This window comes from Burkholderia sp. ABCPW 11, assembly GCF_001523445.1.
In the GTDB taxonomy this organism is placed as follows: domain Bacteria; phylum Pseudomonadota; class Gammaproteobacteria; order Burkholderiales; family Burkholderiaceae; genus Burkholderia.
On record NZ_LOVM01000074.1, the window covers coordinates 119,452 to 132,914 of the forward strand.

Annotated in this window: 10 protein-coding genes and 1 tRNA gene; 5 read left to right on the forward strand and 6 right to left on the reverse strand. The window is 66.3% G+C overall.

Annotated elements, in window-relative coordinates; all coding sequences use genetic code 11:
* Positions 1 to 53: 53 nt before the first annotated feature.
* Both WS61_RS25250 and WS61_RS25255 read right to left on the reverse strand, forming a co-directional pair.
* Entirely contained in the window at positions 54 to 365 is a 312-nt protein-coding gene (locus WS61_RS25250; protein WP_059504611.1) for a cupin domain-containing protein, read from the reverse strand.
* 59 nt (positions 366 to 424) lie between these two features.
* A complete protein-coding gene (locus WS61_RS25255; protein WP_059504537.1) occupies positions 425 to 1,108 on the reverse strand; it encodes a DJ-1/PfpI family protein in 684 nt (227 codons plus the stop codon).
* Positions 1,109 to 1,225: 117 nt separating this feature from the next.
* Here WS61_RS25255 and WS61_RS25260 point away from each other — a divergent pair, with 117 nt between their 5' ends.
* Together WS61_RS25260 and WS61_RS25265 are read left to right on the forward strand one after the other, a co-directional pair.
* The gene (locus WS61_RS25260; protein WP_059504539.1) at positions 1,226 to 2,200 is read left to right on the forward strand and encodes a GlxA family transcriptional regulator; all 975 of its coding nucleotides are present in this window, start codon (positions 1,226 to 1,228) and stop codon (positions 2,198 to 2,200) included.
* A 175-nt stretch (positions 2,201 to 2,375) separates the two neighbouring features.
* Entirely contained in the window at positions 2,376 to 3,350 is a 975-nt protein-coding gene (locus WS61_RS25265; RefSeq protein ID WP_059504541.1) for a LysR family transcriptional regulator, read from the forward strand.
* Positions 3,351 to 3,590: 240 nt separating this feature from the next.
* Here WS61_RS25265 and WS61_RS25270 read toward each other — a convergent pair whose 3' ends face one another.
* A complete protein-coding gene (locus WS61_RS25270; RefSeq protein WP_059794042.1) occupies positions 3,591 to 3,851 on the reverse strand; it encodes a hypothetical protein in 261 nt (86 codons plus the stop codon).
* Positions 3,852 to 4,459: 608 nt separating this feature from the next.
* Between WS61_RS25270 and WS61_RS25275 the strand changes: the two genes are divergently transcribed.
* From WS61_RS25275 to WS61_RS25285, 3 genes are read left to right on the forward strand one after another with little or no spacing between them, the layout of a single operon-like run.
* Positions 4,460 to 5,719 (forward strand): HlyD family secretion protein, encoded by a 1,260-nt coding sequence (locus WS61_RS25275; protein WP_059504544.1) that lies wholly within the window; start codon positions 4,460 to 4,462, stop codon positions 5,717 to 5,719.
* A gap of 11 nt (positions 5,720 to 5,730) precedes the next feature.
* Entirely contained in the window at positions 5,731 to 7,899 is a 2,169-nt protein-coding gene (locus WS61_RS25280) for a peptidase domain-containing ABC transporter (protein ID WP_059504546.1), read from the forward strand.
* Complete coding sequence (locus WS61_RS25285; protein WP_059504548.1) at positions 7,896 to 9,317, forward strand: TolC family protein; 1,422 nt, start codon at positions 7,896 to 7,898, stop codon at positions 9,315 to 9,317. The genes WS61_RS25280 and WS61_RS25285 overlap by 4 nt, the downstream gene beginning before the upstream one ends.
* 473 nt (positions 9,318 to 9,790) lie before the next feature.
* On the opposite strand, the gene WS61_RS25290 is transcribed toward WS61_RS25285, so the two are convergent.
* The 3 genes from WS61_RS25290 to WS61_RS25300 form a co-directional block, all read right to left on the reverse strand.
* A tRNA-Met gene (locus tag WS61_RS25290) sits at positions 9,791 to 9,867 on the reverse strand.
* A gap of 150 nt (positions 9,868 to 10,017) precedes the next feature.
* Positions 10,018 to 11,676 carry an MFS transporter gene (locus WS61_RS25295; protein ID WP_034208301.1) on the reverse strand — a complete coding sequence of 553 codons (1,659 nt, stop codon included), beginning with the start codon at positions 11,674 to 11,676 and terminating at the stop codon, positions 10,018 to 10,020.
* A gap of 227 nt (positions 11,677 to 11,903) precedes the next feature.
* Positions 11,904 to 13,451: a sensor histidine kinase gene (locus WS61_RS25300; RefSeq protein WP_059504550.1), complete on the reverse strand. Its 1,548-nt coding sequence runs from the start codon at positions 13,449 to 13,451 to the stop codon at positions 11,904 to 11,906.
* Positions 13,452 to 13,463: the final 12 nt, after the last annotated feature.

Consider the following 13,463-nt stretch of genomic DNA (forward strand, 5'->3'; position numbering starts at 1 on the left):
CGCACCCGGACGCGGTCGCCATCCGCGCGGCATCGATGCGCGCGCGCCTGCCGTCACACGCTGCCTTCGGTCTCGATCACGAGGATGCGCGCGGCGCCGAGCGGATGCGCGACGTGCTCGGTGCCGGCCGTCGCGTGGAAGACGTCGCCCGTTTCGAGCACCGTCGCGTGCTCGACGCCTGCGTCGCGATAGCGCATCTCGACGCGGCCATCGAGCACCGCGAACACCTCCTCGCCGTCGTTCACATGCCAGCGATAGGGCTGGTCGGTCCAGTGCAGCCGCACCGTGATGCCGTTCAGATTCGCGATGTCGAGGCCGCCCCACGCGCGGTCCGCCGTGAATGCGGCGCTCCGGATGATGTTCATCGATGTGTTCTCCTGCACGCGTGTGCGCCGCTTTCCGGTGATTTTTCCGACATCCGCGTTCAGTGCGACGTGGCGCGCAGCGCCTGCTCGACGATCTGCTTGCGCTTCGCGAAGCCGGCCGCCGAACGCTCGGTGACGCGCTCCACGACCGCGGCCGGCGCGGTGTCGGGCGAGCCGGCGTCGAACGGCGGCGCGGGCGCGTATTCGAGCTGCAACTGGATCGCCTGCGCTTCTTCGTCGCCGACCAGCTCCGCGGCGATCGTCAGCGCGAAATCGATGCCGGCTGTCACGCCGCCGCCCGTGACCAGGTTGCCGTCGCGCACGACGCGCTCGCGCACGGGGATCGCACCCAGCGGTTCGAGCAGCGCGTGGAACCGCCAGTGCGTCGTCGCGCGCCGCCCGCGCAGCAGCCCGGCCACGCCGAGCAGCAGCGAACCCGTGCAGACCGACGTCACGTAGCGCGCGGTGGCCGCGCGCCGTTGCACGAACGCGATCGTTTCGGCATCGAGCAGCAGTTCGTTGATGCCGATCCCGCCGGGGATGCAGATCACGTCGAGCGGCGGGCAGTCGTCGAACGTACAGGTCGGCGCGAGCGCGAGGCCGCTGCTCGACGCGACCGCGTCGCGCGACTTCCACACCAGATGGACGGCCGCGTCCGGCAGCGACGCGAGCACGTCGTGCGGGCCGGTGAGGTCGAGTTGCTGGACGCCGGGAAAGACGAGAAGGCCGATATGCAGGGTCATGCGAAGGCTCCGGGAGGGAAGGGAACGTGTGCCGTTCGGCACGGGATGGACAGATCGATTCTAGGCGCGTAGTGTTTGGCGAAATTGCCATATCACCCACGTTTTCAGCCAATCGTCATGCCTGCCGCCACCCCGCGTTCGATCCTGATCCTCGCGTTTGCCCGTGCGCAACTGCTCGACGTGACGGGGCCGCTGCAGGTGTTCGCGTCGGTCAACGAGCTCGCGCTGGAGCGCGGGCAGCCGGCGCCGTATGCGCCGCGCGTGGTGGCAGTCGAAGCGGGGCCCGTCGAGACGTCGTCGGGCCTCGTCGTGATGGCCGAGTCGCTGCGCGCGGCCGCGCGCCATCCGGATACGCTGATCGTCGCCGGCGGCAAGGGCGTGCATGCGGCGTCGAAGGATACGCGGGTGGTGCGGTGGGTGCGGCAGCAGGCCGGACGCGCGCGGCGCGTGGCGTCGGTCTGCACCGGCGCGTTCCTGCTCGCCGAGGCCGGCCTGCTCGACGGGCGGCGCGCGGTCACGCATTGGGCGCGCTGCGACGAATTCGCGGCGCGCTACCCGAACGTGCGCGTCGAGCCGGACCCGATCTTCATCCGCGAAGGCGCGCTGTGGACGTCGGCCGGCGTGACGGCCGGCATCGATCTCGCGCTCGCGCTGGTCGAGGAGGATCTCGGGCGGGCGACCGCGCTCGACGTCGCGCGCGAACTCGTCGTGTTCCTGAAGCGTCCGGGCGGGCAGGCGCAGTTCAGCACGATGCTGTCGATGCAGCGCACCGCCGACCGGTTCGGCGAGCTGCACGCATGGATGGCCGAGCACCTGACGGCCGACCTGTCGGTGCCCGCGCTCGCCGAACGCGTGAGCATGAGCGAGCGCAGCTTCGTGCGCCACTATCGCGCGGAGACCGGCCGCACGCCTGCGCGCGCGGTCGAGCAGATCCGCGTCGAAGCCGCGCAACGCCTGCTCGGCGAAACGGCGTGGCCCGTCAAGCGGATTGCCGGGCGTTGCGGCTTCGGTTCCGAGGAGACGCTGCGGCGCAGTTTCGTGCGCGTGCTGGGCGTGTCGCCGCAGGCGTATCGCGAGCGGTTCGTGCGGTAACGTACTGCGGATGACCGAGGCCGGCGCGGTGGCGCCCGGAACTGAACGGAAACCGGTCGGTTTCCAGTCCGAAGCGTCGAAACTATTCAGGATCGGAGAACAATGTGCGGGGGCTTGTGCCGCGCCCGCCGCGCGCTCTATTCTGTTCCGTTGGCGATTCGAAGGGGGAAGCAGCATGGACCGCATCCAGGCAATGGAAGTTTTTACCCGCGTGGTCGACGCGAACAGCTTCACGCGGGCGGCCGACACGCTTGCGATGCCGCGTGCGTCGGTGACGACCATCATCCAGAATCTCGAGGCGCTGCTCGGCGTGCGCCTGATGCACCGGACGACGCGCCGGCTGTCGCTGACGCCGGAGGGCGCCGCGTACTACGAGCATTGCATGAAGATCATCGCGGAGATCGCCGAGGCCGACGCGAGTTTCCAGGCCGGCAACCGCAAGCCGAGCGGCATGCTGCGCGTCCACATGCCCAGTTCGCTCGGGCGCCGCATCGTGCTGCCGTCGCTGTCGATCTTCCGGCAGCGCTATCCGGACATCACGCTCGAACTGGGCCTGTCCGATCGCTACGTCGATCCGATCGAGGAAGGCATCGACTGCATGATCCGGGTCGGGCCGCTCGAGGATTCGTCGATGGTCGCGCGGCGCATCGGGATGCTGAAGCGTGTGACGTGCGCGTCGCCCGATTACCTCGCCCGTCACGGCGAGCCGAACGAGATCGCCGATCTCGTCGACCATCATGCGGTGAATTTTCGTTCGAGCCACGGCGCGCGGGCGATTCCGTGGGTGTTCATGATCGACGGCAAGCCATTCGAGGTGCGGATGAACGGCAGCGTCACGGTCAACGATTCGGATGCCTACGTGACATGCGGGCTCGAAGGCTTCGGGATGATCCAGCCGACGCTGTTCATGGTGCTGCAGAACCTGCTCGACGGCTCGCTGGTCGAGGTGCTGCCGGACTGCAATCCGAAGCCGAAACCGATCTCGATCGTGTATCCGCACAACCGGCATCTGTCGCAGAAGGTGCGCGTGTTCGCCGACTGGATCGCGGAGGTGTTCGAGTCGACGCCGGCGCTGGAGGGTGGGGAGAATTGGCGGGGGCGGGTGGGGGCGCAGGCGGCGCGGGGGCCGCGCAGTTCGGTGGCGGCGTAGTGGGTGTAAATGGGCGAGGCCTTTCCGAGCAGGCGAAGCGGCTTGCGAAAAGGGGCGCGCGCGAGGGAGCGCCGGGCGTGAGGCGCACAGGTAGTACACGCCGGGGCGGGCGCGGGTAAGGCGGAGGGATTTATGCATGGTCCGGATCGGGGGACGCCGACCGGGACGGAAATCGGGCTAGCCTCGCAGGAAACGAAATCGGACAGCGCGAACGCTGTCCGACCGACTTACACCGTGCAGTTACACACCCGGCGCGAAGAACCCGTCGACTGCGCCGACAACCCCACCCACGGCTCCGCCTGCCAGATAGCCCAAAACAGCGGCCGTCAGCGAGGTTGCCGGGGCGCCGAGGCCGGCGGTTCCATACTCGCCGGCAATCCAGCCGCCCAGCGTGGCGGTGGTCAGCGCGCCCGATTGCGCACCGTTGACCAGCCCCAGGACGGCGCCGACGAGGCCCGCACCCGATACGGCATTCACTTCCTGCATGTTGAGTTCTTGCATGATTAGTATTCCTTTATTGTCGCATGCTTACCAGATGCCCCTTCTGGCAGGGTTATCGGCCCGGACCGTCGCGGTCGCCGGCCAATCTCGCGTGCCGCAGCGCGTTGCGCAATCGAGTGCTATCGCGCTGAGCAATATAAAGAATCCGGATCGCCGGTTGTGACACGAATCGATTCTATATACGGAAAGTTACTGTCGATTGGTGTTATAGAATTTTATATATCTTTCTTCTTTGAATTAAAGTTATAAATTGCTGAATGAGTTGACTGGATTGGTGGGTATGTCGAAAACTTTCAAAATCCGAGCCGCTTGATGGGTGGTTGCTGCAATATGAAACTCGTTTGCGGCATGGAATTCAATGATTTCAAGCATGCTGTCCATGCCGTCTGGCTGGGGTGGGTTGTGAAAAGATACGGATCTTATGTATCGCGAGTGATTGAATGGGTTATCTATAAAAAGAATTTGGAGTCGGTTGTGAAATCGGTTTCGTATATTGGTCTGGGAATTTTTACTCATTGGAGGGCTGGCATTTCAGGTAAATAATGCTCGTTTAAATATTTCAACTTCTCGTTGGCTAACGATTCCCAGTCGGAAAGCTCGATTGCCTTATGACGATAGATAATCTTTTCCGTCCGGAGGCGCGGGCAGCGCAACGCACATCGATGCTCGGCGAAATCGTGCTGGTGCGTCCTGTGTCGTTCACGTTCCTGGCGGCCGCGGCTGTCTGCATGGCGCTTGGCGTCATGCTGCTGTTTGCGTTCGGCAGTTATACGCGCCGAACGACGGTCGACGGCGTGATCGTGCCCGACGCGGGTCTCGTCAAGGTGTATGCACAGCAGCCGGGCATCGTGCTGCGCAAGGCCGTGCTCGAAGGACAGCACGTGACGCGCGGGATGGTGCTGTATACGGTTTCCACCGACCTGCAGAGTGCCTTCGGAGGCCGGACCCAGGCCGCGCTGATTGACCAGGCGCGGCGGCGCAAGTCGTCGCTGCTGCAGGAGATCGACAAGACGCGGCTGTTGCAGCAGGACGAGCGCGACACGCTGCGGGCCAAGCTCGCGAGCCTGCGTGCCGAACTTTCGCGCATCGACGATCAGCTCGCCGAGCAACGCTCGCGCACATCCATTGCCGCGGACGGCGTCGCGCGCTATCGACGCCTGCTCACGCAGGACTACATCTCGACCGACCAGTTCCAGCAGCGCGAAGCCGATCTGCTCGATCAGCGATCGAAGCTGCTGGGCCTGCAGCGCGACCGAGCGAATGTGTCGCAGGCGCTCGATGAGACCGCAAACGAGCTCAATGGCCTGCCGCTCAAGCAGCAGAACCGGCTGTCGCAGATCGATCGCAGCGTGATCGACGTCGAGCAGGCGTTGATCGAGAGCGAGGCGAAGCGCGAAATCGTCGTCACCGCACCGGAGACCGGCGTGGCGACGGCCGTGATCGCCGAGCCGGGGCAGATGATCGACGCCGCGCATCCGGTCGCGAGCATCGTGCCGGACGGGGCGCACTGGCAGGCGAATCTTTTCGTGCCCAGCGCGGCGGTCGGTTTCGTGCACGTCGGCGATGCCGTGCTGGTGCGCTATCAGGCTTATCCGTACCAGAAGTTCGGCCAGTATCGCGCACGCGTGACGTCGATCGCGCGCACAGCGCTGTCGACGGCCGAACTGTCGACGAGCGGCGCGCCCGCGGCCGGCGAAGGCTCGTTCTACCGTATCACCGCCGCGCTGGCATCCGAGCACGTGACGGCCTACGGAAAGCCGCAGCCGTTGCAGGCCGGCATGGCGCTGAAGGCCGACATCCTGCAGGAGCGCCGCCGCCTGTACGAATGGGTGCTCGAACCGCTGTACAGCCTCACCGGAAAATTCTGAACGTATCGATCATGTCCTTCCTCGACCGTCTCTCGTTCGGCGTTGGCGGCAAGCTGCCGATGATCCTGCAGACCGAAGCGACCGAATGCGGGCTCGCCTGTCTCGCAATGATCGCCGGTTACCACGGCCATCACGTGGACCTTGCGACGCTGCGCGGCCGCTTTCCGGTGTCGCTCAAAGGCACCGGCCTCGCCCGTGTCATCGAGATCGCACATCGGCTCGATTTCGGCACGCGCGCACTCAAGCTCGACCTCGACCAGCTGGGCCAGTTGCGGATGCCTTGCATCCTGCACTGGAATTTCAATCACTTCGTCGTGTTGATGGAGGTGAGCGGCAGGGGCGCGGTGATTCACGATCCAGCACAGGGTATCCGTAAGGTACCGCTCGACGTGCTGTCGCGCGCGTTCACCGGCGTCGCGCTGGAGCTGTGGCCGACGAGCGGTTTCGAGACGCGCGACGCGGCACCCGCGGTCAAGCTGCGCGCGCTGCTTGGCCCCGTGTCCGGGCTGTCTCGCTCGCTCGGCCAGGTGCTGGTGCTCGCGCTCGCGCTCGAAGTGTTCGCGCTGGTGCAGCCCTTCTTCCTGCAGTGGGTGATCGACGAGGTGATCGTCGGCGCCGACCGCGATCTCCTCACCGTCCTCGCACTCGGTTTCGGCCTGTTGCTGCTGATGCAGCAGGCGACGAGCGCGATTCGTGCGTGGGCGCTGATGTATTTCGGCACGATGCTGAACGTGCAGTGGCGCGCGAACGTGTTTACGCATCTGCTGAGCCTGCCCGTGCGCTACTTCGAACGGCGGCACCTCGGCGACGTCGTGTCGCGCTTCGGCTCGATCGACACGATCCAGCAGACGCTGACCACGTCGTTTCTCACCGCGGTGATTGACGGCCTGATGACGATCGTCACGCTCGCGATGATGTTCGTGTACAGCCGCGTGCTCGGCTGTGTCGCACTCGCGGCGATGACCCTGTACGCGCTGCTGCGCTGGCTCTGGTACCGGCCGCTGCGCCGCGCGACCGAGGAGCAGATCGTGCGGGCCGCGAAGCAGCAGAGCCACTTCCTCGAGACCGTGCGCGGCGTGAAGACGATCAAGCTGTTCGGCCGGCAGCACGAGCGCCGTGCGAGCTGGCTGTCGCTGCTGGTCGAGCAGGTCAATGCGGGGCTGCACGCGCAGAAGCTGCAGTTGCTCTACCAGCAGCTCAACGGGCTGCTGTTCGGCATCGAGGGGCTGCTGATCATCTGGCTCGGCGCCAGGATGGTAATGGAAGGTCAGTTCACGGTTGGCGTACTGATGGCGTTCAACGCATACAAAGGGCAGTTCGATGGCCGCGTCGGCAGCCTGATCGACAAGTACTTCGAGGTCAAGATGCTGCAACTGCAGGGCGAGCGACTCGCCGACATCGTGTTCGCGAAGCCGGAACCCGATGCGAGCATGCGCCATGTGCCGGGCGAAGCGGACGATCTCGCGGCGAGCATCGAGTTCGACGCGATCGCCTTTCGCTATGCGGACGACGAGCCGACGGTGCTCGACGGCGTTTCGTTCGCGATCGCACCCGGCGAATCGGTCGCGGTCGCCGGGCCGTCCGGCTGCGGCAAGACGACGCTCGTCAACGTGTTGCTCGGCGTGCTGCAGCCGACCGCAGGCTGCGTGCGGATCGGCGGCGTCGACGTCGGCCTGCTCGGGCTCGAGCGGCTGCGCGCGCTAGTCGGTACCGTTCTGCAGGACGACGTGCTGTTCGCGGGATCGATCGCCGAGAACATCGGCTTCTTCGATCCGGATGCCGACCCGCAGTGGATCGTCGAGTGCGCTCGGCTCGCGGCCGTGCATGCGGACATAGTCGCGATGCCGATGGGCTACAACACGCTGGTCGGCGACATGGGCACCGTGCTGTCCGGCGGCCAGAAGCAGCGCGTGCTACTCGCGCGTGCGCTCTACAAACGGCCAAAGATCCTCGTGCTCGACGAGGCGACGAGCCATCTCGACCTGCACCGCGAACAGCAGGTCAACGCGGCTATCGGCGCGCTGCAGATGACGCGCGTGATCATCGCGCACCGACCGGAGACGATCGCGTCCGCCGGGCGCGTCGTCATGCTGAACGGCGGACGGATCGTGCTCGACCGGCCGACGGCGCCGCTCGCGTCGAGCCCGTCCCCGACCGCCGCGGAGGAGGCCGGCCGATGAAACGCCTGCTTTTGCTGGCCGCGATTGCGTGGGCAGCCGTCGCCGACGCGCAGATGCTCGATGTGTTTCGCACACGCGAGAACGTATCGGCCGGGCCCGCGACGCCGCTGCTGGTTGACGCGTCGTGCAGCCCGATACCGGACGACCGTCCACTCGAGCTCGACGATGCGATCCTGCAGGCGATCTGCACGCATCCGCAGGCACGTCAGGCATGGGCGAACGCGCGTGCGCAGGCGGCCGCCGTCGGCATCGCCGAAGCGGCGTACCTGCCGACGCTGAACGGGACGGCAGGTGTCCAGCGCGATACGCTGTCGACGACCTACGACTACAGCGCGCTCGGTCTCGGTTCGCAGAGCCAGTCGCAGAAATCGACCAGCAAGTACGGCACGCTCAACCTGAGCTGGGTATTGCTCGATTTCGGCAAGCGAGGCGCTGCGCTGCGGCGGGCGCGCGCATTGCTCGCGGCGGCCAACGACGCGCAAAGCGACGCATTGCAGACGGTATTTTTCAATGCCGCACAAGCGTACTACGCGGTGCAGAGCGCGCGAGCATCCGTCGATGCGGCGAAGCAGGCGGAACGCATCGCGAGCGACAGCCTTGCGGCGGCCACGGCGAAACACGACGGCGGCGCCGGCACGCTGAGCGACCAGTTGCAGGCGCAGACACTGTATCGCCGAGCGGTGCTCGATCGTGTCGGCGCCGAAGGTGATGCACAGGTGGCGGCAGGCGCGCTCGCGGTCGCGATGGGACGCAATGCGAACACGCCGTTTCGGATCGCCGCGACGAAGTCCATTCAGAAGGTGGCGGACGTCGAAGACGTCGATCGCCTGATCGCGGAAGCAATGGATCGCAATCCGAAGCTTCTGGAAGCTCGCGCGCGACTGGACTCGGCGCGCGCGGACGTCGACGCCGCCCGCGCGCAGGGCCGGCCGACGGTATCGCTGACCGGCAGTCTGACGCGAAACAATCCGTCGTACCAACAGCAACCCGAATCGTTTCCGATTTCGCGTAGCCACGGCAGCTCGATCGGCATCCAGGTGACGATTCCGTTGTTCGAGGGCTTTGCGTCCCGCTATCGTGTCGCTCGGGCCGAGGCTCAGGCCGACGGGCAGGAGGCGGAGCTGCGCAATGCCGAGCTGCAGGTGTCGCTCGACGTGTGGAAGAGCTATCAGGAATTGCGAGCCGATACCACGAATCTGACCACGTCCGGTGCGCTGCTGGACGACGCGCAGCGCTCGCTGGACGTGGCGAGCGGGCGTTACAAGGAAGGCGTCGGCAGCTTCACCGAGTTGCTGAATGCGCAGACGGCGCTTGTCGATGCGCGCAAGCAGCGTGTGCTCGCCGTGGCGAAATGGCGAACGGCGCGCCTCAGGCTCGCGGCCGGCCTGGGAAAGTTGGGGATGTCGACCGAGCAATAGGACAAATCCTGTTCCAGCCAGAATCAGGCGGGGCAGGCCTTATACGATCCGCGAGGCGCAATGCATTCCGGAGCGGGCGATCGAGGGGCAGCGGAGCGCGTGGTCGTCGGGGTGATCGATGGGGCGGCAGGCACGGCTATAAGACCAGGCAGAAGAAATCGAAGACCTATGCCGGCACCTCCGCCAAGGTCGTTACGGGCGCCGTTGCGGTCGGTCCAGAGCGAACGGCATCGCAAGATAGGGCGTGCGAAGCGAGAGCTGCCGCGTTGTGGGCGCTAGAAAAAGGAACCGTTGTTGCGAACTTCGATAGGCCGGCTGCAGCAGGCCAGTCAGATTCCGGATAACCCGTGTGCGGAGCCGCGAGGTTAGGATTGGCGATGCTGGTGTTGCAGCCGCATGCTGTTTGCGGAGCGCGGGTGGGTTTTGCGGAGCAAAGAAAAAGGGCCCAGCTTGCGCTGGGCCCTTTCTGCATTTGGTGGCGAATCAGGGATTCGAACCCCGGACCTGCGGATTATGATTCCGTCGCTCTAACCGACTGAGCTAATTCGCCGAAGACTTGAATTATGTCGATCGGCTGGCCGGCTGTCAATACCTTTTTCCATCTTTCCCGAAAAAAGTTGCCGCCGGCCTGTGTCGGCCTTCACTGCAGGCGGGGGGCGGTCGCAGGAACACATGCCGTCTCCCCGCTCCACGCACAACATCAATCCTGCGCGTAGATGTCCGAGTCCTTCGTCTCCTTGACGAACAGCAGGCCGATCACGAAGGTAGCCAGCGCGATCACGATCGGATACCAGAGTCCCGAATAGATGTTGCCCTTCGCCGCGACGATCGCGAACGCGGTCGCGGGCAGGAAGCCGCCGAACCAGCCGTTGCCGATGTGATAGGGCAGCGACATCGACGTGTAGCGGATCCGCGTCGGGAACATCTCGACCAGCATCGCGGCGATCGGGCCGTAGACCATCGTCACGTAGATCACGAGGATCGTCAGGATCACGATCGTCATCGGCCAGTTCAGTTGCGCCGGGTCGGCCTTCGCCGGGTAGCCGGCCCCCTTCAGCGTCGCCGCGAGCGTCTTGTCGAACGCCGCGCCCTGCGCCTTCGCGTCGGCCGCCTTGCCGTCGTAGGTCTGGATCACCGTGTCGCCGACCTTGATCTCGGCCGGCGTTCCGGCCGGCGCCGCGACGTTCTCGTAGTTCAGGCCGGCCTTCGCGAGCGCGCTCTTCGCGATGTCGCACGAGCTGGTGAACTTCGACGTGCCGACCGGGTTGAACTGGAACGAGCAGGTGGCCGGATCGGCGACGACCGTGATCGGCGCCTTCTGCGTCGCGAGTTCGAGCTGCGGATTCGCGTAGTGCGTGAGCGCCTTGAACAGCGGGAAGTAGGTCAGCGCCGCGATCAGGCAGCCCGCGAGGATGATCGGCTTGCGGCCGATCTTGTCCGACAGCGAACCGAAGAACAGGAAGAACGGCGTGCCGATCAGGAGCGCGATCGCGATCAGGATGTTCGCGCTGGCGCCGTCGACCTTCAGCGTCTGCGTGAGGAAGAACAGCGCGTAGAACTGGCCCGTGTACCACACGACGGCCTGGCCGGCCGTCAGGCCGACGAGCGCGAGGATCACGATCTTCAGGTTCTTCCACTGGCCGAACGCTTCGGTCAGCGGCGCCTTCGACGTTTTCCCCTCCGCCTTGATGCGCAGGAACACCGGCGATTCGTTCAGTTGCAGCCGAATCCACACCGACACCGCGAGCAGCAGGATCGACGCGACGAACGGCACGCGCCAGCCCCAGTTGCCGAACGCCTCCTCGCCGACGAACGTGCGCACGCCGAGGATCACGAGCAGCGACAGGAACAGGCCGAGCGTGGCCGTCGTCTGGATCCATGCGGTGTAGAAGCCGCGCCGGTTGGCCGGCGCGTGCTCGGCGACGTAGGTCGCCGCGCCGCCGTACTCGCCGCCGAGCGCGAGGCCCTGCAGCAGCCGCATCGCGATGAAGATCACGGGGGCGGCGATGCCGATCGACGCGTAGCCGGGCAGGAAGCCGACCACGAACGTCGAGACGCCCATGATCACGATCGTCACGAGGAACGTGTGCTTGCGGCCGACGAGGTCGCCGAGCCGGCCGAACACGATCGCGCCGAACGGCCGCACTGCGAAGCCGGCGGCGAAGCCGAGCAGCGTGAAGATGAACGCGGCGGTCGGATTGACGCCGGAGAAGAAGCTCTTGCTGATGTAGGCCGCGAGCGAGCCGGCCAGGTAAAAGTCGTACCACTCGAACACGGTGCCGAGCGACGACGCGAAGATCACCTTCTTCTCTTCGCCCGTCATCGGCGAGTGCGAAATTTGCCCGCCTAACGTTGCCATGAATCGTCTCCAAGTCCCTTGATATAGATGTGCGGCCGCCTTGGGAGGGGCGGGCCTGTCGACGATTATTGGCACGGAAACTTACGGCGCACTGACTCGCGCGTACAAAACGACTGCGCGTTAACCCGTGTCGAATCGGCTGCTTCGCGGGCCGATCGTGGTGCGAACGGCCGGTAAATCGCCGGTTTCGACGTGTTTGCGCCGAGCCGCGGCGGCGCGCGTCAGGGTTAATCCGGGGCGGGGGCGGCGAGCGGCAGGCTGATGCGCACGAGCGTGCCGGCGAGGCGCGGCGCGTGCTGGTAGACGTGATCGTCGAGCGTCAGCGTGCCGCCGTGCTGCGTGGCGATCTCGCGCACGATCGCGAGCCCGAGGCCGCTGCCGTCGCCTTCGCGGCCGAGGATCCGGTAGAAGCGCTCGACGACGCGCTCGCGCTCGCCGGCCGGGATGCCGGGGCCGGTATCTTCGACTTCGAGATGCACGAGCCGCGCGGCGGGCTCGGCCCGCACGCGCACGGTGATGCGGCCGCCTTCCGGCGTATAGCGGATCGCGTTGTCGACCAGGTTGCCGAGCATCTCGCGCAGCATTACCGGGTTGCCGTCGACATCGAGCGGCGCGTCGTCGTCCGGGCCTTCGTACCCGAGATCCATGCGTTTCGCGAGCGCGGCCTGTACCCAGTCGCGCACCGTGCGCCGCGCGAGCGCGGCGATCTCGACCGGCTCGAACGTGAGCCCGCTCGCGCGGTTCTCGGCGCGCGCGAGCGCCAGCAGTTGCGTGACGAGCCGCGCGGCCTGTTCGGAGCTCGTCGCGATCTGCTCGAGCGAGCGCTGCACGTCGGGCGGCACCGGGTGGCGCAGCGCGAACTCGGCCTGCGTGCGCAGGCCCGCGAGCGGCGTCTTCATCTGGTGCGCGGCGTCGGCGATGAAGCGTTTTTGCAGCGCCATGTTCTGTTCGAGGCGCGCGAGCAGGTCGTTGAACGACGTGACGAGCGGTTCGATCTCGGGCGGCGCGCGCTGCGCCTCGACGGGCGACAGGTCGTCGGGCCGCCGCGCGCGAATGTGCGCCTGCAGCGCGTTGAGCGGCGCGAGCCCGCGCGACAGCCCGAACCAGACGAGCAGGATCGCGAGCGGCAGGATCACGAATTGCGGCAGGATCACGCCCTTGATGATGTCGTTCGCGAGCGCGTTGCGCTTGTCGAGCGTCTCGCCGACCTGCACGAGCACGGGCTGCGCACCGCTCGCCTGCGGCAGCGCGACCGTCGTATACGCGACGCGCACGTCGTTACCGCGCAGCAGGTCGTCGCGGAACACGACGACGCCCGGCGGCGGGCGGTCCTCGTCGCGCGGCAGCGGCATGTCGGCCTCGCCCGCGACCAGCTCGCCGCGCGTGCCGAGCACCTGGAAGTAGACGCTGTCGATGTTGTCCGCGCGCAGGAAGTCGCGCGTTTGCTCCGGCAGCGTCAGCTCGGCGACGCCGTTGACCGGATGGATCTGCCGCGCAAGCACGTACGCGTTGGTCTCGAGCGCGCGGTCGAACGGGCTGTTCGCGATCGTCTTCGCGACGAGATAGGTGACGGCGATGCTCATCGGCCACAGCAGCAGCAGCGGCGCGAGCATCCAGTCGAGGATTTCGCCGAACAGCGAGCGCGGGCGCGGCGTTTCGGGCGATTCGGTTTCGTCGGGCGGCGCGAACGGGTTCTCGTAGCGCGCGTCGCGCGCCTCGTCGGCAGCCGACGACGGCGAGCCGGTCGGGTGGCGGGAATGGGCCGGCGTGGCCATCGCGGCGCCGCG